Origin of the sequence: Actinopolyspora lacussalsi subsp. righensis, assembly GCF_900116555.1 — a bacterium.
Taxonomy (GTDB): domain Bacteria; phylum Actinomycetota; class Actinomycetes; order Mycobacteriales; family Pseudonocardiaceae; genus Actinopolyspora; species Actinopolyspora lacussalsi.
Genome location: NZ_FPAT01000004.1, coordinates 203,967 through 222,596, shown reverse-complemented (window position 1 = coordinate 222,596; position 18,630 = coordinate 203,967). Strand labels below are relative to the sequence as shown.

The following is an 18,630-nucleotide window of genomic DNA, read 5'->3' as shown; positions in this document are numbered from 1 at the left end:
CGTGTCCGGTAGGGCGTTCGGATGGTTGTGGGGCTCGTTACTACGGGCCGGGTCGACTTTGTGCATGTGTTCACAAATAGCTACGGTGGGCGGTGTCGTGTTGCCGGACTCGTTCCGCGGAATCTCCGCACGCGATTACTGGTGGCGTTGGTACGCGCCCCCGGAAGTCACCCCTTCGTGGTCGGTGCTGCGTCCAACCGGTCGTCACGTTGTCCAACGGGGCGACCACCGGTTCGCGCTTCCTCCGGCCACCGACGAAAGCAACAGCAGGCAGCTCGAGGGAGATCCAGCGTGACGGCGCACGGAGACGACGTGCGAGACGGCGAGGCGAAAGCCGCGAGCACGGCGGAATCGCGGTCGTCGGAGTCGGAAGGGGTGAGCATCCCCGAGCCGCAGGATCGCGCCAGGTCGATCCCGGAAGCGGCCGTGGCACGGCTCGCGGTGTACCTGCGTGTGCTTTCCGGTCTCCACGAGCGGGAGGTGCACACCGTCTCCAGCGAGGAGCTGGCCGTCGCGGCCGGTGTGAACTCGGCGAAGCTCCGCAAGGATCTCTCCTACATAGGCTCCTACGGCACCAGGGGAGTCGGCTACGAGGTCGCCGTACTCATCGGGCAGATCGAACGCACCCTGGGGTTGACCCAGCAGAACAGGGTCGCGGTGATCGGTATCGGCAACCTGGGACACGCACTGGCGAACTACGGTGGTTTTCCCAGCCGGGGCTTTCCCGTCGCGGCGCTGTTCGATCTCGATCCCGACCTGATGGGGGTTCCCGTCGGCGGCATCCCGGTCGACCACGTCGACGACATTCCCCGGGTGTGTGCCGAACGGGACGTGACCATCGGCGCCATAGCCACTCCCGCGAAAGGTGCCCAGGACGTCTGTGACCGGTTGGTCAAGGCGGGGGTTCGGTGCATCCTGAATTTCGCGCCCGTGGTTCTGCAGGTCCCCGAGGAGGTCGAGGTGCGCAAGGTCGATCTCGCCGTGGAGATGCAGATCCTGTCCTTCCACGTGGCCCGGCGGAGTCAGGAAACCCCCGACTCCACCGACTCCGAGCACGCGGCGACCGGGGCGCCCCAGTCGGAAAATCGTGATGTGAACACCGGGATCAGCCCGGTGGACGGGATGGTGGTTCGGCCGTGAATCTGCTCACCGTCGGTCTGTCGCACAACAGTTCCCCGGTACGAATGCTCGAACGCATGGCGGTCGGTGCCGACGACGTCGGCAAGCTGCTGCACGAGCTGCTTCGCAGCGAGCACATCTGCGAGGCGATGCTGGTGGCCACGTGCAACCGCGTGGAGGTCTACGCGGTGACCGAAACCTTCCACGGTGGTCTCGACGACGTCACCTCGGTGCTTTCCAGGCACGCCGGGGTCGAGTTCAGCGAACTGGCCGACCACCTCTACGTGCACTACGCCGGAGCCGTCGTCGAGCACCTGTTCTCCGTCGCCGCCGGGCTGGACTCGATGGTCGTCGGCGAGGCCCAGATCCTCGGGCAGCTGCGGCAGGCGTACAGCGACGCCGACGAGGCCGAGACGGTCGGCAAGACACTGCACGAGTTGGCGCAGCAGGCGCTCCGGGTCGGCAAACGGGTGCACTCCGAGACCGACATCGACGCCGCCGGAGCCTCGGTGGTCTCCGAGGCGCTGTCCGACGCCGAGAACGTGTTGACGAGCCTTTCGGGCCGTTCCGCCCTGCTGGTCGGTGCGGGATCGATGGGCGCGTTGGCCGCTTCGCAGCTCAAACGGCTCGGGGTCGCCGAGGTGGTGATCGCCAACCGCACCTCCGGCAACGGTGACCGGCTGGCCGAGTCGCTGCGTTCGGAGGGGCTGTCGGCCGACACGGTCGCGCTTTCCGAGCTCAGCGGCGCCATCCGCGACGCGGACCTGGTTGTCACCTGCACCGGAGCCGTCGGGGCCGTGGTCGACACCGCCACCGTGTCGAGCGCTCTCGCGGAGAGGTCCTCGGACGCACCGCTGCTGTGCTGCGATCTCGGGCTGCCGCGCGACATCGAGCCCGAGGTGGCCGAGCTGGCGGGCGTCACCGTGGTGGACCTGGAGTCGCTGCAGCGCAGGCTGGCCGATCAGCACGGTGGTGGAGCCAGGCAGGAGGCGGGCGACATCATCGCGGAGGAGGTCCGCTCCTACCTGGCCGCGCAGCGTTCGGCCGAGGTGACCCCCACCGTGACCGCGTTGCGCAAGCGCGCGGCGGAGGTCGTGGACTCCGAACTGCTCCGGTTGGACTCCCGGCTGCCCGAGCTCGACACGGACGTCCGCGGGGAGCTCGCCCGTACCGTCCGCCGCGTGGTGGACAAGCTGCTGCACGCTCCGACCGTCCGGGTCAAACAACTGGCGTCGGCCCCGGGCGGCTCCGGTTACGCCGACGCGCTTCGTGAGCTATTCGAACTCGATCCGCAAACCGCCGCGGCCATCGGCACCCCGCAGGCCGTCGAGGAGGGCGAGCACGCCGTGTCGGGCACGCGCACCTCGGTCTCGCACGCCCAGCCTCCCAGGGCCGCCGCGGTCTCGCGCGATCGTTCCGAACAGGACGGTGAGGACCGTTGACCAGAACCCTCCGGATCGGCACCAGGGGAAGTGCGCTGGCGATGGCGCAGAGTTCCATGGTCGCCGAGGAGTTGGAACGCGCCGGTTACACGACCGAACTGGTCCGGATCGCCACGTCCGGTGACCAGTCACAGGCCCCGGTCACCGAGATCGGTGTCGGTGTTTTCACCTCCGCGTTGCGCGAGGCACTCGCCGCCGGAGAGGTCGATGTGGCGGTGCACTCGTACAAGGATCTGCCCACCGCGCCCGATCCCCGACTGGCACTGGCGGCCGTCCCACCGAGGGAGGACCCCCGGGACGCGCTGGTGGCACGGGACGATCTGACGTTGGGGGAACTGCCGCCGGGCTCCGTCGTGGGGACCGGTTCGCCGCGCCGCGCAAGCCAGCTGGAAGCCCTGGGACTGGGGCTGGAAACGCGCGGTATTCGTGGCAATGTGGACACCCGAATGCGCAAGGTGAGCGACGGCGAGCTGGACGCCGTCGTTCTGGCCCGCGCGGGCCTGGCCAGGGTGGGCCGGCTTGAGGTGATCACTGAATCGCTCGATCCACTGCAGATGCTGCCCGCACCCGCTCAGGGCGCGCTGGCGGTGGAATGTCGCGTCGACGACGTGGACACCGAGCACTTGCTGCAGTCCGTGTTGGACGATGAGGCCAGCCGCGTCGCGGTGGCCGCCGAGCGCGCCATGTTGGCAGCGCTCGAAGCCGGCTGTACTGCGCCCGTCGGCGCATTGGCCGGGGTGGTGGAGGACCTCGACGACGACGGCCGTGTGGTTTACCGGCTGTCCATGCGCGGGGTGGTGGCGACCGACGAGAACAGGTTGGTGCGCGCATCCGCCACTGGTGAGACGACCGCCGCTGAGCAGCTGGGCAGGGATGTCGCCGCCCAGCTGCTCGAAGCCAGGGCCGCGTCGCTCAGCGGCCCCGGCAGTAGTTGATGGGGAGTGCCCTGATGACCCGAGCACGCAATACCCCCGGACGAGTGGCTTTCGTGGGCTCCGGTCCCGGTGATTCGGGCCTGCTCACCGTCCGGGCCAGACAGTTGCTTACACACGCTTCGCTCGTCGTCACCGATCCGGACGTGCCCGCCGAGGTGTCCGGACTCGCCGACGACGCCGCCGAGGTGCGTCCGGCCGTCGGTGATCCCGCCGACGTGGCGGGCAACCTGGCGGGCGAGGCCCAGACCGGCCGCCCCGTGGTGCGGCTGGTCGCCGGTGACCCGTTCACCGCCGACGCGGTGGTGCGCGAGGTGCAGGAGATCGCCAAGACCGACGTCTCCTTCGAAGTGGTTCCGGGAGTGTCCGCGGGGACGGCCGTTCCCGCCTACGCGGGCGTCGCGCTCGGCTCCGCACACGCGGAGGTCGACGTGCGCGGCGAGGTGGACTGGGCCGCGCTGGCCTCCACCAACGGCCCGGTCGTGCTGCACGCTTCCGGCAGTCACCTCGCGGAGGCGGCCTCGGCGCTGACCGAGCACGGCATGAGCCCGCAGACTCCGGCCGCGGTCACCGCCTCCGGAACCACCGTGTCCGAGCGCACCATCGACACCACCCTGGCCTCGCTGCCCGGCGACGCCGGTGAGCTCCAGGGACAGCTGGTGGTCACCGTCGGCACCGCCGCGGGCAACCGCGCGGCGCTTTCCTGGTGGGAGACCAGGGCGCTCTACGGCTGGAAGGTCCTGGTGCCGCGTACCAAGGATCAGGCCGGGGCGATGAGTGACCGGCTGTGGTCACACGGTGCCGTCGCGCACGAGGTCCCCACCATCTCGGTGGAGCCGCCGCGCAGCCCGGCCCAGATGGAGCGGGCTGTCAAGGGGCTGGTGGACGGCCGCTACCAGTGGGTCGTGTTCACCTCCGCCAACGCGGTCCGCGCGGTGTGGGAGAAGTTCCACGAGTTCGGCCTCGACGCGCGCGCGTTCTCCGGCGTCAAGATCGCCTGCGTCGGGGAGGCCACGGCCGAGAAGGTGCGTTCCTTCGGGATCAACCCCGAGCTGTTGCCCTCCGGTGACCAGTCGAGCGAGGGGCTGCTGCAGGACTTCCCGCCGCACGACGACGTGCTCGACCCCGTCGCCAGGGTGCTGCTGCCGCGCGCCGACATCGCCACCGAGACGCTGTCGGCCGGGCTGACCGAGCGCGGTTGGGAGGTGGACGACGTCACGGCCTACCGCACCGTCCGCGCCGCGCCGCCGCCCGCCGAGACCCGCGAGATGATCAAGACGGGTGGGTTCGACGCGGTGTGCTTCACCTCCTCGTCGACCGTGCGGAACCTGGTCGGCATCGCGGGTAAGCCGCACGCCAGGACGCTGGTGGCCTGCATCGGCCCCAAGACGGCCGAGACCGCCAAGGAGTTCGGGCTCCGGGTGGACGTGCGGCCGGACCAGGCCCAGGTGCCGTCCCTGGTCGACTCGTTGGCCGAGCACGCGGCCAAGCTGCGTGCCGAGGGTGCCCTTCCACCGCCCAAGAAGGCCAAGCGCACCCGCCGTTCGTAATTCGCGTGTGCCCTGGGCTGCCTGCTTGGTCGCTCGGCGGAACCTCCGGCGGTAGCCGAAAATCTCGGTGAGATTTTCGGCCGGATCGTGAACCGAGTGGTGCTCCTCGGCGTTGCCGGGGAGCACTCCGACCACTCTCGCAGCCGGCACCGCCGCGGGTTCTCTCGTGGTGCTCTCGCGAGGAAGGCCCGACGTTGTGTAGGTCGCTACCCGAGGTCGGGCCTCCCCGCAGCGAGAGCACCACGAGAGGTTCCGCCACGCAACCAACCTCGACAGCCGGATCACCCCTTTTTTCCCGCGAGGTGTTCGAGAGATGTATCCATCGGTCCGCCCGCGCAGGCTGCGCCGCAACGCCGCGCTGCGGCGGCTGGTCTCCGAGACCGAGGTGCGGCCGCGGCACCTGGTGCTGCCGATGTTCGTCCGCGAGGGCGCGACGGAGCCCGTCGAGATTCCCTCCATGCCGGGAGTGCCGCACCACACCAGGGACTCGCTGCGCGCGGCGGCCGTGGACGCCGTGGAAGCGGGCGTCGGCGGGCTGATGCTGTTCGGCGTCCCGAGTGAACGGGACGCCACCGGCTCGGCCGCCGCCGACCCGGACGGGATCCTCAACGTGGCGCTGCGCGACGTCGCGGCCGAGGTCGGCGACGACACCGTGCTCATGGCCGACACCTGCCTGGACGAGTTCACCGACCACGGGCACTGCGGTGTGCTGGACGACCAGGGCAATGTGGACAACGACCGCACGCTGCGGCTCTACGGCGAGATGGCGCTGGCGCAGGCCGAGGCGGGAGCGCACGTGCTCGGCCCCAGCGGCATGATGGACGGGCAGATCGGCGCCATCCGGGAGACGCTGGACGCCGCCGGCTTCCACGACACCTCGCTGCTGGCCTACTCGGCCAAGTACTCCTCCGCCTTCTACGGCCCGTTCCGCGACGCCGTGGACTCCCAGCTGTCCGGGGACCGCAAGACCTACCAGCAGGACCCGGCCAACGGCAGGGAAGCGGCCCGCGAGGTCGGGCAGGACATCGCCGAGGGCGCGGACATGGTGATGGTCAAACCCGCCATGTCCTACACCGACCTCGTCAGGCAGACCGCCGAGATCTCCGAGGTCCCGGTCGCGGCCTACCAGGTCTCCGGGGAGTACTCGATGGTCGAGGCCGCCGTCGAACGCGGCTGGCTGGACCGGCAGCGGACGGTGCTGGAGACCCTGACCTCGATACGCCGTGCCGGGGCCGACATCGTGCTGACCTACTGGGCCGCGCGGGCGGCCCGCTGGCTGCGCGAGGAGTCCGGAGGGGATGCCGCGTGACCGCGCCGCCCGACCCGCACGGCGGTGTGGACCACCGCACCTCGTCCGCACCAACCACACCGCCCCGCTCCGTGTGGTTGGCCAGGTGGCTGTGGATAGCCGCCGCGCTCGTGGGGCTGGGGAACACGCTGCTGCGGTTGGCCGACCGCGAGATGCTCATCGGCGAGCTGCGGCGGGTCAACCCCGAGCTGTCGCAGCAAGAAGTGGACGCGGCGGCCAACGGCGGGATCATGTTCGCGCTGTTGTTCATGGCCGGGCTGACGCTGTTGTACGTGTTCTTCGGCAACCGGATGGCGCGTGGTGCCAACTGGGCACGCGTGCTGGTGATGGTGCTCTGCGGGCTGTACGTCGGCGGCAGGTTGTTCGCGTGGTTCGTCATCAGCATGGCCCGGTCGCTGCTGGATCCGCGGCTGATGCCCGACATGGCGGTCGGGCCGCTGACTGTGCTGTTCACCACTGTGATCGCGGCGCTGAACATCGCGGTGTTCGTGCTGCTGCTGCGTGGTGATTCCAGGCGTTTCTTCGCCGGGCCGGGAGTTCGTCCCCCCGGCTGAGCGGGGTTTCCGGCGGGTTTTCCCGCTACCGCGGAAATTGGACATCTCGACGGCGGGTTTCTACGGTTTCGGCGTGACTTCCCCACAGAATCCTTGGGAACAGGATCCCGCTAATCAGGGGCAGTACCCGCAGCAGCCCGGGTACCAGCCCGACCCGCAGTCGGGTGGCTTCCAACAACCCGATCCGCAGTCCGGCTACGGTCCGGCTCCCCACCCGCAGCAGGAATATCCCCAGCAGGGATATCCGGGACAGGGCTACCCGGGACAGGGGTATCCGCAGCAGGGCTACCCGCAGCAGGGTTACCCGGCCGGTCCGGCGCAGGGCGGCTATCCCAACCCCTACGCCGCGCCGCCGGTCTCGGCGCAAGAGATCGAGGGCCCACCACGACCGAACACGATCAAAATCGCCTTCTGGATCGCGGTCGCGGTTCCCGTACTGGCCACGGTGCTGTCGGTGGTCTCGATGGTGCTGCAGCGGAACTACATGAACCGGATGCTGGAGGACATCTCCGACAGCTCCACGGTCATGAGCGACGACATGCTGCGGTTCGGCATGATGTTCGGCGTCGTGTTCTGGTTGATCATCTCCGTTGTGCTCACCGGACTCTGGATCTTCTTCGCGTTCAAGATGAGCGCGGGCCGCAACTGGGCCAGGATCACGCTGACCGTTCTCGCCGGTGTCTGGATGCTCAACGCCCTCAGCGGCATGGTCACCGCCGCCATTCCGCAGACGGTGCAATTCCCCGAAGGGGGGAGCTACACCCTGGAACTTTCCACGGCACAGCTGGTGACCAGCTACACGCAGAGCATCATCACGCTGCTGGCGATGATCGCTTTCATCGTGCTGGTCTACCTCAAGCAGTCCAACGGGTTCTTCCGGGCGACGGCGCGACGGTGACCGGACTCCGATACCACGGCGAGCGGGACGGGCACGGATGACGAACACCTCCGAACCGGTACCCACCGGGGTGCCGCGGACGCTGCGAGCGGGACTGGGGCTCTGGGCGGCGCTCGGCGTTTTCCTGCTCGTCCGTGCCGTGATCTCGTGGGCCGATCTCGGTGCGCTGCGCGGCAGGCTCGTCGCGGCCAGTGGGCTGCTCCCCGAGCGGGCCGAGCAGCTGGCCCGCGATCTCCTCGTGGCCAACACGATCCTGGCGGTCGTGTTGGCCCTGGGGTACGCGGGGCTGGCGTGGCTGGTGCTGCGGCGGCACTCCTGGGCGCGGATCGCGGTCAGCCTGCTCGCCGTGGCACACGTGCTGTTGCTGCTGCTTTCCGGATCCTGGAGCGCCTCCAACCTGATCGTGCTCGTGCTGGCGGCGCTCGCGTGGGCGTGCTTCTGGCGCCGGGAAACCTCGGAATGGCTGGCCGGCGACCGTTGACCGAAGCCGTCGAGGTCCGCTACGCCGAGCCGGGGTCGAGTTGGTGGCCGCTGCTCTGGGGACCGGCGTTCGCCCTGCTCGGCCTCGTCGTCGAGCTGGCCACCCCGGGGCCGTTGCACCTGCCGCAGTGGCCGGTGCTGGCGGTCCTGCTGGCAGCGGCGGCGGTGCCGTGGGTCCGTGCGCGCAGGCGCTTCCACTCGGTAACGCTGACCACAGTGGAGCTGACCGTGGGCGGGGAGTCCGTCCCGCTCGACCGTCTCGTGCTGCCCGAGGCGGAACCGGCGACGCGCGCCGCTCGCGTACTCGGTGCGGCGAGCACGGTGCCGAAGGGAATGACCGAGGTCCCGTTGCTGCTGCGGCAGCCCGCCGACCCCGACAGCGCTGGTGACTCCGACAGCGCTGGTGATCCCGACAGCGCCGGCGGCTCCGGTGCCGCTGTCGAGCCTGTGACCGCTGTCGACTTTGATGCCGGGGCCGAAACCGCGAGCGAGCCGGTGAGCGGACTCGAATCCGACACCACGGCCGGAACCGAGACCGTGGTGCTGGCCTGGGCCCGCTCGCCGGAAGCGTTGCGTGCCGAACTCGTGACACTGCTGCGTTCGGAGTAGCTCACGGCATGCGATGCTGGTTCGGTGCATGATCCCCAATCCGAGCCGACCGCGTCCGAGCGGCCACCACGTCGGTTGCACCAGCCGTGGCGCCTGGTCGTGTTCGGGGTCGAGGTGCTGCTGGCGGCGGTGCTGATCGCGCTGGCCTTTCCGGCATGGGAGAACTCGGTGGTCCGCATCGAGCTGCCCGACGCCTCCGGCGGCACCGTCGTATCCCGGATGCTGGGCAGTTGGGTCGCGCTCGCGGTGCTCGCGGTAACGGTCGGCGGGCTGTTGTTGATCGACGCCCTCCGCCACCTGGCACTGGGAGTGCGCGCCGGTCGGTCGGGCAAGCCGACCCGGGGCGGTTCCGAGTCGGAGCCCCGCTCCGGGGACACGCCCGCGTCCGGGAGAACGGCGGAGTCCGGGACCACCTCCGACTCCGGGGAGACCCCGGATTCGGACTCCCGGTCGTGAACCGAACGTCCGCGCACTGATCGGTTCGGCCCACGACCCGGGATCGGCCGAGAGCATCCGTCGACCGATCACCGCTCGAACGGAAGCGGTTCGGCCGGAAAGCGCCCCGGAAGCGGTCGCGAGATTCACCACCCCGGGTGGGGATCCCCGGGTAGCACTCATCCGCTGCCTGGCAAACTGGGCGGCGTGACTGCCGATAATCCCGCCAACGCGACGACAGCAGCATCCGATCCGGCGCCCCGCTCCCGGCAGCTCTTCGAACGAGCGGAGGCGGTGACCCCCGGCGGGGTCAACTCCCCGGTGCGTGCGTTCCACTCGGTCGGCGGCACACCACGGTTCATGGTCCACGGTGAGGGCGCGTACCTCCGGGACGCCGACGGCAACAGCTACGTCGATCTCGTCTCCTCGTGGGGGCCGATGATCAACGGGCACGCCCACCCCGACGTGGTCGGCGCCGTGCGCGAGGCCGCCGTCGACGGGCTCTCGTTCGGTACTCCCGCCACCGGTGAGATCGACCTCGCGCAGGAGATCATCGACCGGGTCGATCCCGTCGAGCACGTGCGGCTGGTCAACTCCGGCACCGAGGCCACCATGACCTCCATCCGGCTGGCGCGCGCGTTCACCGGCCGCGACAAGGTCCTCAAGTTCACCGGCTGCTACCACGGTCACGTCGACTCGCTGCTCGCCGGAGCAGGATCCGGCGTGGCGACCCTCGGGCTGCCCGGCACTCCCGGTGTCACGGAGGCGCAGGCCGCCGACACCATCGTGGTGCCCTACAACGACCTGGAGACGGTGCGGCGGGCCTTCGCCGAGCACGGCGACCGGATCGCCTGCGTGATCACCGAGGCCGCCGCGGGCAACATGGGCGCGGTGCCGCCGCGCGAGGGTTTCAACGCCGCGCTGCGCGAGATCACCCGCGAAGCCGGTGCGCTGCTGGTGATGGACGAGGTCATGACCGGTTTCCGCGTCTCGCGCGCGGGCTGGTACGGCGTGGACGGCGTCGCCGGTGACCTCTACACCTTCGGCAAGGTGATGTCGGGCGGGCTGCCCGCCGCCGCCTTCGGTGGCCGGGCCGATGTGATGGACCTGCTGGCGCCGCGCGGTCCCGTTTACCAGGCGGGCACCCTCGCCGGTAATCCGGTGGCGGTGGCCGCCGGGCTGGCGAACCTGCGCGCCGCCGACGCCGACGTCTACGCCGCGCTGGACCGCAACGCGAGCCGCCTCGGGGAGCTGCTGGGCGATTCGCTGCGCGAGCGGGGAGTGCCGCACCGGATCTCCTTCGCGGGCAACATGCTCAGCGTCTTCTTCACCGAGAACCCGGTGCACGACTTCGCGGGTGCGCAGGCACAGCAGACCTGGCGGTTTCCCGCCTTCTTCCACGAGCTGCTGCGGCGCGGGGTCTACCCGCCGCCGAGCGCGTTCGAGTGCTGGTTCGTCAACGCGGCCATGGACGACAACGCCTTCGAGATCATCGCCGAGGCGCTGCCACACGCCGCCGCCGCGGCGGCAGCGGCCGAGCCGGGGGAGTCCAAGTGAGCGGCAGAACGACCGTGGTCCACTTCGTGCGGCACGGTGAGGTGCACAACCCGGAGGGCATCCTGTACGGGCGCTTACCCGGCTACCGGTTGTCCGAGGAGGGGCAGCGGCAGGCCAAGGTCGTCGCCGGTTTCCTGTCCGACCGCGACGTCCGCGTGGTGCACGCCTCCCCGATGCAGCGGGCGGCCGAGACCGCGAACCCGGTTGCCGAGCGGCACGAGCTGGACATCGACACCGACGAGCAGCTGATCGAGGCGGCCAACCGCTTCGAGGGCTGCCGGGTGTCGGTGGGTGACGGCGCGCTGCGCTCGCCGCGCCACTGGCCGAAGCTCTGGAACCCGGTGCGTCCTTCCTGGGGTGAGGCCTATCTCGGTATCGCGCACCGGATGCTCGCGGCGGCGCACCGCGCCCGGGAGGCGGCCGGGTCCGGTGAGGCGGTCTGCGTCTCCCACCAGCTGCCCATCTGGATCCTGCGCAGATTCATCGAGGGCAGGGCGCTCTGGCACGATCCGCGCAGAAGGCAGTGCTCGCTGGCCTCGGTGACCAGCATGGTGTTCCGGGGTGAGAAGTTCGAACGCCTGGCCTACGCCGAGCCCGTGGGCGAGACCGACGCGAGAGCGAGCGGTGCATGAGATCCGACCGATCGCGGGGCCGCGGCAGCGGTCGCGGGGGCAGGCCTGTCGCCGCGTTGGCGCTGGTCGCGCTGTTCGCGTTGCTGTCCGGGTGCGCGGGCAGCGAGAACGCGGTCTCCGACAACGGTGAGTTCACGTTCGTCTCGCCGGGCGGGCGGACGCGGCTGTTCTACTCGCCGGACGAGCGCGGACACGTCACGGGCCTGAAGGGCGAGTCGCTGGCCAACGCCGACGACACCATCCGGTTGTCGGACTTCAGCGGCGAGGTCGTGGTGCTCAACGTGTGGGGCTCCTGGTGCCCGCCCTGTCGTGCGGAGGCCGACGACCTGCAGGCGGTGCAGGACGAACTCGGTGACCAGGGTGTGCGGGTCCTCGGGATCAACGTGCGCGACAACCGCGACGCCGCCAAGGACTTCGTGCACAACCTGGACGTCGACTACCCCTCGATCTACGACCCGTCCGGCCGCGCGATGCTGGCGCTGAACGGCTTTCCCCGCAGCACCACCCCGGCCACGGTGGTGCTGGACCGCGAGCACCGCGTGGCGGCGATCTACCTGAGCGAGGTCACCGAGAAGGGCCTGTTGCCGAAGGTTCGCGACATCGCGAACGAGGACTCCGGTTCCGGTGGGACCGGAAACACGGGTGAGGCAGGCGACACGGGCGACTCCGGTGACACGGGCGACTCCGGTGACACGGGTGGTTCCGGCAGCACGGGTGGAACGAGCCCGTCCGAGCAGCCGGAGTCCGGTCGGTAACGATCCGGCCGTCGCCGAACCGGCCGGTTGGAGGACTCCCCGGTGAGGACGTTCCCCATCGCTTCGGTGTGACGCTGACCGCTCTCCGAGGACGGTCAGCGCGGGAAGCTTCGTTACGGTTCGCTCCGGCGCGGGGCCGCCAATCCCGATGTGGTTTCGGTCACCAGGGGCGCTGTGCCGACTCGGCAGTGGCTTACCTACCCTCGGGTTCGTGGATCCGACCGAGCTAGTCCAGACCGGGCCGCTGATTGTGGCGGTCGGATTCGCTGTTCTCGCCGGCACGGTCAGCTTCGCCTCGCCCTGCGTGATTCCGCTGGTACCCGGCTATCTCGCCTATCTGGCCGGTCTCGTCGGTGCCGACGCGCCGGCGGTCGACACCGCGGAGACCACGGCGGGCCGTCGCCACGGGCGATGGCGGGTCGCGGGTGCGGCGCTGCTTTTCATGCTCGGGTTCACCGCCGTGTTCGTGATCGCCACGGTCGGGGTTCTCGGGCTCTCCGACGCGCTGGCTCTCAACGAGCCCGTACTGCGCAGGCTCGGCGGTGTGGTCACCGTGCTCATGGGCCTGGTCTTTCTCGGCGTGTTCCCCGCGTTGCAGCGTGACGTGCGCGTTCGACGGGTGCCGCGCGGCGGCTTATGGGGCGCTCCCGCCCTCGGCGCCGTCTTCGGCCTCGGCTGGACACCCTGCCTGAGCCCCACGCTCACCGGAGTCGTCTCGCTGGCCTACAGCACCCAGTGGCAGAGCGGCGCCGCGCTGCGGGGTGTCGTGCTGGTGCTGGTCTACTGCCTCGGCCTCGGGATCCCGTTCGTGGTGCTCGCGCTCGGCGCGCGCTGGGCCGTACGCGGCACCGGCTGGCTGCGCAGGCACTCCCGCGCCATCCAGTGGGTCGGTGGGGTGCTGCTCATACTCGTCGGCCTGCTGCTGGTCACCGGCCTGTGGGGAAGCATGATCGCGTCGCTGCGCGCCCCCATCAACGGATTCGAGTTGCCCATCTGATGAACACTTCGGTTCCCCGGCGAGTCCTGGCCTTCCTGCGCAACACCTGGCGTGGGCTCACCTCGATGCGCACCGCACTGGTGCTGCTGTTCCTGCTGGCGCTCGCGGCGCTTCCCGGCGCGTTGCTGCCGCAGTGGTCGCTGAACCGCCGGAACGTCGAGACGTTCTACGACAACCACCCCACCTGGGCGAAGGTTCTCGACTCCATCGGCGCGTTCAACGTGTTCAGCTCGGTGTGGTTCGCCGCGATCTACGTGCTGCTGTTCGTCTCGTTGATCGGGTGTCTGGTCCCGCGCAGCGCGGAGTACCTGCGACAGCTGCGTGCGCGTCCGGTGCGTACCCCGCGCAACCTCGAGCGGATGCCGCACCACGCCGCCGGTACCGTCTCGCTCTCGCCGGACGAGATGTCCGACTTCACGCGCCGCAGGCTGCGGCGCTGGCGCGTGGCCGAGAGCACGGCGGAGGACGGCACCCGCACGTTCAGCGCCGAGCGCGGCTACCTGCGCGAGGCGGGCAACCTCGTGTTCCACTTCGCGCTGGTGGGACTGCTGATCACCGTCGGCGGTGACCAGCTGATGCGCTACGAGGGCCAGAAGATCGTGAAGGTCGGCGACGAGGGTTTCTGCAACTCGGGAACCTTCAACTACGACTCCTTCGACGCGGGCCTGACGGTCGACGGCACGAACCTGAGCCCGTTCTGCGTGCGGCTCAACGACTTCGACGTGCGCTACCTGCACTCCGGCCAGCCCGAGCGGTTCCACGCCGACATCGAGTACCAGGCCGGCGAGGCACTCGACAACGGCGACTGGAAGTCCCACGACCTGCGGGTCAACAACCCGCTGCGCACGGCGGGCGACCGCGTCTACCTGACGGGCAACGGCTACACCCCGATCTTCACCGTCACCTTCCCGGACGGCACCCAGCGGACCAAGAAGACGCAGTGGCAGCCGGTCGACACCACCACGATGCTCTCGCAGGGCGCCACCAAGTTCGACCGTCCCGGCATGTCGAACGAACAGCGCAGGCACAACAACCAGCTGGCGATCACCGGGCTGTTCGCGCCCACCGCCAGCCTCGACGGCAAGGTGCTCAGCTCGCGCTTCCCCGCGCTGCGGGATCCGATGGTGGCCGTGGACGTGCTCAAGGGCAAGCTCGGGCTCGCGGGCGGCAGGGGGCAGTCGATCTTCAGCGTGGACCAGTCCCTCATCGACTCCGGTGAGCTGAACCGGGTCGCCCGCGAGAACCTGGCCGTCGGGGACACGGTTCGGTTGGACGACGGCACCACCATCCGGTTCGACGGGGTGGAGCGCTGGGCGAACCTGCAGATCTCGCACAACCCGTTCCAGCGTTACGTCCTGGTCTTCGCCGTCGCGATCGTTATCGGGCTCGGTGCCTCGCTGAGCATCAAGCGTCGCCGGATCTGGCTGCGGATCAAACCCCTCGCGGCCGGTTCGAACGACACCGACGAGAACGCTTCCGCCGCCGGGGGCACCACCGGTGGTGCCTCGGTCGAGATAGGCGGACTCGCGCGAACCGATCAGGCCGGTTACGGCGAGGAGTTCACCAAGCTGGCCGACGAGCTGCTCGGAAGCGGTGCGGAAACCACCGCGGGCTCGTCGAGGACCGACTCCCCCGGAAGGAGCAGTTGATGGTCGACCAGACACTGTCCGATTTGAGCGACATGGCGTTCGCGACCTCGGTCGTGGTCTACATCCTCGCCATGTCGCTCTACTTCGCCGAGTTCGCCTCCGGCAAGGCCACGGACAACGCCGCCGAGAACGCCGAACCGGCGCGGGCGACCGTCGGCGCGGGCGGGGTAGCCACCAAGGAACCGGGATCGGGGCCGGTCGTCGGTCGGTTGGAACCCGAGCCCCGCAAACCGTGGTCGGAGCGGTTCGGCGGCATGGCCGTGGCCGTGACCGTGCTCGGCGTGCTCGTGCAGGCCTTCTCGCTGATCACCCGTGGTGTGGCCGTGGGGCGCGCGCCGTGGGGCAACATGTACGAGTTCGGCTCGGCGATCTGCCTGGTCGCGGTCGTGGCATGGCTGGTGGTGCTCTACCGGCAGTCCCGCGCCGTCCGCAAGCCCACCACCGCGCCCAAACTGCGGGGGCTGGGCGGTTTCGTGCTGCTTCCCACCACGTTGCTGCTGTTCCTTTCCGGCACCGCGCTGTACGCCACCGCCTCGCAGCTGCAGCCCGCGCTGCAGTCCTACTGGCTCTGGATCCACGTCTCCGCCGCGATCGTGTCCACCGGTGTGCTGATGTTCGCCGGTGTCGCCAGCGTGCTCTTCCTGGTTCGGCTCCGGAGCGAGAACGATCCGGGCGAACAGGGCCGCATCGGTGGGCGGCTGCCCAGCAGCCAGGTGCTCGACCGGTTCGCCTATCGCGCCACCGTGCTGATCATGCCGGTGTGGACCTTCGCGATCATCGCGGGTGCGATGTGGGCGGAGGCGGCTTGGGGGCGCTTCTGGGGCTGGGACCCCAAGGAGACCTGCTCGTTGATCGCCTGGATCGTCTACGCCGCCTACCTGCACGCACGGGCGACCTCGGGATGGCGGGGGACCCGTGCCGCCTGGATCAACATCTTCGGCCTGGCGGTGATGATCTTCAACCTGTTCTTCATCAACATCGTGATATCCGGGCTGCACTCCTACGCGGGACTGTGACCGGCTGCTTCCTCCCTCGTCGGTGACCCTTCGGCGAACCGTGGCGGCGCGTTCACGGTCGCGCGGCCCGGTACTCGCGTGATCGTGGATATTGTCCGTAAGATCGCGGTTGTGGTATGGCCCGGTGATCCGGGCGGGCCCGCGGGAAACGGCGCGGGCCGGGGTCCCGCGTCGGCCGCCCGCCGTGAACCGGATGAGTTTCCGCCACTACCGTGCACACGGGCCGGGTAGGTCTCGATTCGTTCTTGGAGGATTCGAACGGTGACCGGAAGAAACGACGAGCCGGACGCCCGGCAGGATTCGGGACGGTTTCCCGCCGGGGGAGGAGCGGAACCGAACGCGGAGTCGGCCGAGAGCTCGTCCCAGTCGGGGCACGCCGCCCCCGACTACGGCGCTCCCGCCCCGCCCGCGGGAGGCCATCCCGAGCAGGCACAGCAGTACCAGGCGCCGGGGCAGTACCCCCAGTCCGGTCCGAACCCGGCGGTCAACCCGTACGCCAATCCCGCGGCTTCCGGACCCAGGCCGGTTCCCGGCGGTGACCCGAACCAGGCGCAGTCCGGTCCGTACCAGATGCCGCCCGGCGTCCCCTCCGGCCCGTATCCGGCTCCGGGGAGCACCTCCGGGCCGTACGCCGCCGCACAGGGGCAGCAGCCCTATCCGCCACAGGGGTACGCGCCCGGCCAGCAGGCGCCCAACCAGCCCCCCGCCCCGGGGCAGCAGTGGGTCCAGCCCCAACCCGGTCAGCAGCCCCAGCCGGGGCAGCAACCCCAGCCGGGGCAGGCCGTTCCCGGGGCGCAGCAGGTGCCGCCCGGACAGCAGGACCCCGCCGCCGCGCAGGACCTGTCCTCGGCGCAGTTGCTGCGGCAGTCCAAGCGCCCGCCGCAGTCGGGTTGGCGGCGCGCGGTCTACCTCGCCAGCGGGAAGACCATCAACCCGGGCGAGAGCCCGGCGGATGTGCACCGCAGGGAGCTGATCTCGCGCATCAACCAGCCGCTCTACGGCTGCTACAAGATCGCCATGCTCAGCCTCAAGGGCGGGGTCGGCAAGACCACGACCACCGCCACGCTCGGCTCCACGTTCTCCTCGCTGCGCGGTGATCGGGTGGTCGCGGTGGACGCCAACCCGGACCGTGGGACGCTGAGCCAGAAGATCCCGCTGGAGACCACCGCGACGGTGCGCCACCTGTTGCGGGACGCGCAGCGCATCCGCAAGTACAGCGACGTGCGCTCCTACACCTCGCAGGGGCCGAGCAGGCTGGAGATCCTCGCCAGCGAGCAGGACCCCGCGGTTTCCGAGGCGTTCAGCGAGAACGACTACCGCACCGCCGTCGACCTGCTGGAGCACTTCTACAACGTGGTGCTCACCGACTGCGGGACCGGGCTGATGCACTCCGCGATGAAAGGCGTGCTGGACGTCGCGGACTCGCTCGTCATCGTCTCGCCGGGCTCCATCGACGGCGCGCGCAGTGCTTCGGCCACACTGGACTGGCTGGACGCCCACGGTTACGGCGAGCTGGTGTCGCGCTCGGTGGCGATCATCAACTCGGTGCGGCCGGGGTCCGGCAAGGTCGACGTCGACAAGCTGGCCGCGCACTTCGGTTCGCGCTGCCGCTCGGTGTCCAAGATCCCGTTCGATCCGCACCTGGAGGAGGGCGCGGAGGTCGATCTGGACCAGCTGGCCGCTCCCACCAGGCTGGCGCTGCTCGAACTGGCGGCCACCGTCGCCGACGACTTCCCGCACGCCGCCGGTAGGCAGCAGGCAGGCTGACGAGACGTTTACTTCGCAGGCTGCCGAAGGGCTAGCTTGGCGGAACCTCGCGCACGGCTCTCGCTGCGGGTCCGGAGACATCGGGTAGTTACTACACAACGTCTCCGGTGTCCTCGCGAGAGCCGCACGCGAGAACCCGCGGCGGTGCCGGCTGCGTGAGTGGTGGGAGTTCGGTCTGCGGGAGTGGTCGGAGTTCGGTTTTGCGTCGAAGGGGCGCGGCGATTTCGCGAGAAATTGACGCCGCCCGCGCCGCGCACCGCCGTACTGGGTGGCGTCAATTTCGTGGGAAATTTACGGCCCCAGCGGCCGGAGCCCGGCCACGGGCACCGGCCGGGGTACCTCAGTTCTCGTCGCGGGGCTTGCGCTGCTGCTCGGAGATCCGGCGGAGGAAGTCGGGGTCGTCGTCCGGCGCGGTTGGGCGTTGGGGCTGCTCGGTGTGCTTCTCCAACGTCTCCCGAATGGGACCGAAGCCCTGCCACAGCAGCACGACGAGCGTTATGGCACCGATTGCCGCCAGGATGTAGACCATCGTGGTCACCTCCGTTGTTCCGTCGGGGCAGCGGATCCGCCGGTTAAGGGGACTCGTCCCGCTGTTCGTTGCCGCATGCCGGATCGCTCGCCGTGGCGCGGGGATTTGTCCGATCCGTGTGGCGTGCGAAGTTCCATGATAACCGGTCGGCGAAACCGGTAGGAGTGCCGAGCATCGCGCGATGCGGTGAGGAGTGTCGCGCGGATGGGGGCGGTCGCCGCACGGGACCGCGGCGGTGGTCGTCCGCTGGCGAATCCGGTCCTGCCGCCGCCCCGGTGGAGCGGAGTGGCCTCGGTGGCCGGGAGCGACGCTGGGTGTGGTTGCGGCCGGGGCCGAGCCGGTCGCATTGCCGGACGGCAGGGTTCGTGACCTCGAAGGTTCGTGCCTCGCGGTCCCCGTG

18 protein-coding genes are annotated in these 18,630 nt (G+C 69.8%); 17 read left to right on the top strand and 1 reads right to left on the bottom strand.

Annotated features, from left to right (window positions below; genetic code table 11):
* Positions 1 to 291: 291 nt before the first annotated feature.
* The 17 genes from BM394_RS09415 (at position 292) to BM394_RS09335 (ending at position 17,701) form a co-directional block, all read left to right on the top strand.
* Positions 292 to 1,140, top strand: a complete 849-nt coding sequence (locus BM394_RS09415; protein WP_092926087.1) for a redox-sensing transcriptional repressor Rex — start codon at positions 292 to 294, stop codon at positions 1,138 to 1,140.
* Positions 1,137 to 2,561 (top strand): glutamyl-tRNA reductase, encoded by a 1,425-nt coding sequence (locus tag BM394_RS09410; RefSeq protein ID WP_092976808.1) that lies wholly within the window; start codon positions 1,137 to 1,139, stop codon positions 2,559 to 2,561. Before BM394_RS09415 ends, BM394_RS09410 begins: the two co-directional genes overlap by 4 nt.
* On the top strand, positions 2,558 to 3,496 hold the full coding sequence (gene hemC, locus BM394_RS09405; protein WP_092976804.1) for a hydroxymethylbilane synthase: 939 nt from the start codon (positions 2,558 to 2,560) through the stop codon (positions 3,494 to 3,496). Before BM394_RS09410 ends, hemC begins: the two co-directional genes overlap by 4 nt.
* A 14-nt stretch (positions 3,497 to 3,510) precedes the next feature.
* Complete coding sequence (locus BM394_RS09400; RefSeq protein WP_092976801.1) at positions 3,511 to 5,043, top strand: bifunctional uroporphyrinogen-III C-methyltransferase/uroporphyrinogen-III synthase; 1,533 nt, start codon at positions 3,511 to 3,513, stop codon at positions 5,041 to 5,043.
* Between the two features lie 313 nt (positions 5,044 to 5,356).
* A complete protein-coding gene (gene hemB / locus BM394_RS09395; protein WP_092976798.1) occupies positions 5,357 to 6,352 on the top strand; it encodes a porphobilinogen synthase in 996 nt (331 codons plus the stop codon).
* Positions 6,349 to 6,906, top strand: coding sequence for a hypothetical protein (locus BM394_RS09390; RefSeq protein ID WP_245780073.1), 558 nt, complete (start codon positions 6,349 to 6,351; stop codon positions 6,904 to 6,906). The genes hemB and BM394_RS09390 overlap by 4 nt, the downstream gene beginning before the upstream one ends.
* 73 nt (positions 6,907 to 6,979) lie before the next feature.
* Positions 6,980 to 7,804, top strand: a complete 825-nt coding sequence (locus tag BM394_RS22775; RefSeq protein ID WP_175530024.1) for a proline-rich domain-containing protein — start codon at positions 6,980 to 6,982, stop codon at positions 7,802 to 7,804.
* A gap of 37 nt (positions 7,805 to 7,841) precedes the next feature.
* Positions 7,842 to 8,285 (top strand): hypothetical protein, encoded by a 444-nt coding sequence (locus tag BM394_RS09380; protein ID WP_092976795.1) that lies wholly within the window; start codon positions 7,842 to 7,844, stop codon positions 8,283 to 8,285.
* Positions 8,264 to 8,893 (top strand): hypothetical protein, encoded by a 630-nt coding sequence (locus tag BM394_RS09375; RefSeq protein WP_139235183.1) that lies wholly within the window; start codon positions 8,264 to 8,266, stop codon positions 8,891 to 8,893. Before BM394_RS09380 ends, BM394_RS09375 begins: the two co-directional genes overlap by 22 nt.
* 24 nt (positions 8,894 to 8,917) lie before the next feature.
* Positions 8,918 to 9,349 carry a hypothetical protein gene (locus BM394_RS09370; RefSeq protein ID WP_245780072.1) on the top strand — a complete coding sequence of 144 codons (432 nt, stop codon included), beginning with the start codon at positions 8,918 to 8,920 and terminating at the stop codon, positions 9,347 to 9,349.
* Between the two features lie 186 nt (positions 9,350 to 9,535).
* Complete coding sequence (gene hemL, locus BM394_RS09365; RefSeq protein WP_092976789.1) at positions 9,536 to 10,885, top strand: glutamate-1-semialdehyde 2,1-aminomutase; 1,350 nt, start codon at positions 9,536 to 9,538, stop codon at positions 10,883 to 10,885.
* Positions 10,882 to 11,517 carry a histidine phosphatase family protein gene (locus BM394_RS09360; protein ID WP_092976786.1) on the top strand — a complete coding sequence of 212 codons (636 nt, stop codon included), beginning with the start codon at positions 10,882 to 10,884 and terminating at the stop codon, positions 11,515 to 11,517. The genes hemL and BM394_RS09360 overlap by 4 nt, the downstream gene beginning before the upstream one ends.
* Positions 11,514 to 12,272 carry a TlpA disulfide reductase family protein gene (locus BM394_RS09355; protein WP_092976783.1) on the top strand — a complete coding sequence of 253 codons (759 nt, stop codon included), beginning with the start codon at positions 11,514 to 11,516 and terminating at the stop codon, positions 12,270 to 12,272. Before BM394_RS09360 ends, BM394_RS09355 begins: the two co-directional genes overlap by 4 nt.
* 211 nt (positions 12,273 to 12,483) lie before the next feature.
* On the top strand, positions 12,484 to 13,269 hold the full coding sequence (locus BM394_RS09350; protein ID WP_092976780.1) for a cytochrome c biogenesis CcdA family protein: 786 nt from the start codon (positions 12,484 to 12,486) through the stop codon (positions 13,267 to 13,269).
* The gene (gene resB, locus BM394_RS09345) at positions 13,269 to 14,918 is read left to right on the top strand and encodes a cytochrome c biogenesis protein ResB (protein ID WP_092976777.1); all 1,650 of its coding nucleotides are present in this window, start codon (positions 13,269 to 13,271) and stop codon (positions 14,916 to 14,918) included. The genes BM394_RS09350 and resB overlap by 1 nt, the downstream gene beginning before the upstream one ends.
* Positions 14,915 to 15,934 carry a c-type cytochrome biogenesis protein CcsB gene (ccsB, locus tag BM394_RS09340; RefSeq protein WP_092976774.1) on the top strand — a complete coding sequence of 340 codons (1,020 nt, stop codon included), beginning with the start codon at positions 14,915 to 14,917 and terminating at the stop codon, positions 15,932 to 15,934. Before resB ends, ccsB begins: the two co-directional genes overlap by 4 nt.
* 261 nt (positions 15,935 to 16,195) lie before the next feature.
* Positions 16,196 to 17,701, top strand: coding sequence for a MinD/ParA family ATP-binding protein (locus tag BM394_RS09335; RefSeq protein WP_092976771.1), 1,506 nt, complete (start codon positions 16,196 to 16,198; stop codon positions 17,699 to 17,701).
* 340 nt (positions 17,702 to 18,041) lie between these two features.
* Here BM394_RS09335 and BM394_RS09330 read toward each other — a convergent pair whose 3' ends face one another.
* Positions 18,042 to 18,230: a hypothetical protein gene (locus BM394_RS09330; RefSeq protein ID WP_092977205.1), complete on the bottom strand. Its 189-nt coding sequence runs from the start codon at positions 18,228 to 18,230 to the stop codon at positions 18,042 to 18,044.
* Positions 18,231 to 18,630: the final 400 nt, after the last annotated feature.

What these genes read in the sequence shown, in the direction of transcription:
- BM394_RS09380 (WP_092976795.1), top strand. Translation starts at nt 7,842, where the DNA reads ATGACGAACACCTCCGAACCGGTACCCACCGGGGTGCCGCGGACGCTG.
- hemB (WP_092976798.1), top strand. Translation starts at nt 5,357, where the DNA reads ATGTATCCATCGGTCCGCCCGCGCAGGCTGCGCCGCAACGCCGCGCTG.
- resB (WP_092976777.1), top strand. Translation starts at nt 13,269, where the DNA reads ATGAACACTTCGGTTCCCCGGCGAGTCCTGGCCTTCCTGCGCAACACC.
- BM394_RS09375 (WP_139235183.1), top strand. Translation starts at nt 8,264, where the DNA reads ATGGCTGGCCGGCGACCGTTGACCGAAGCCGTCGAGGTCCGCTACGCC.
- BM394_RS09400 (WP_092976801.1), top strand. Translation starts at nt 3,511, where the DNA reads ATGACCCGAGCACGCAATACCCCCGGACGAGTGGCTTTCGTGGGCTCC.
- BM394_RS09330 (WP_092977205.1), bottom strand. Translation starts at nt 18,230, where the DNA reads ATGGTCTACATCCTGGCGGCAATCGGTGCCATAACGCTCGTCGTGCTG.
- BM394_RS09355 (WP_092976783.1), top strand. Translation starts at nt 11,514, where the DNA reads ATGAGATCCGACCGATCGCGGGGCCGCGGCAGCGGTCGCGGGGGCAGG.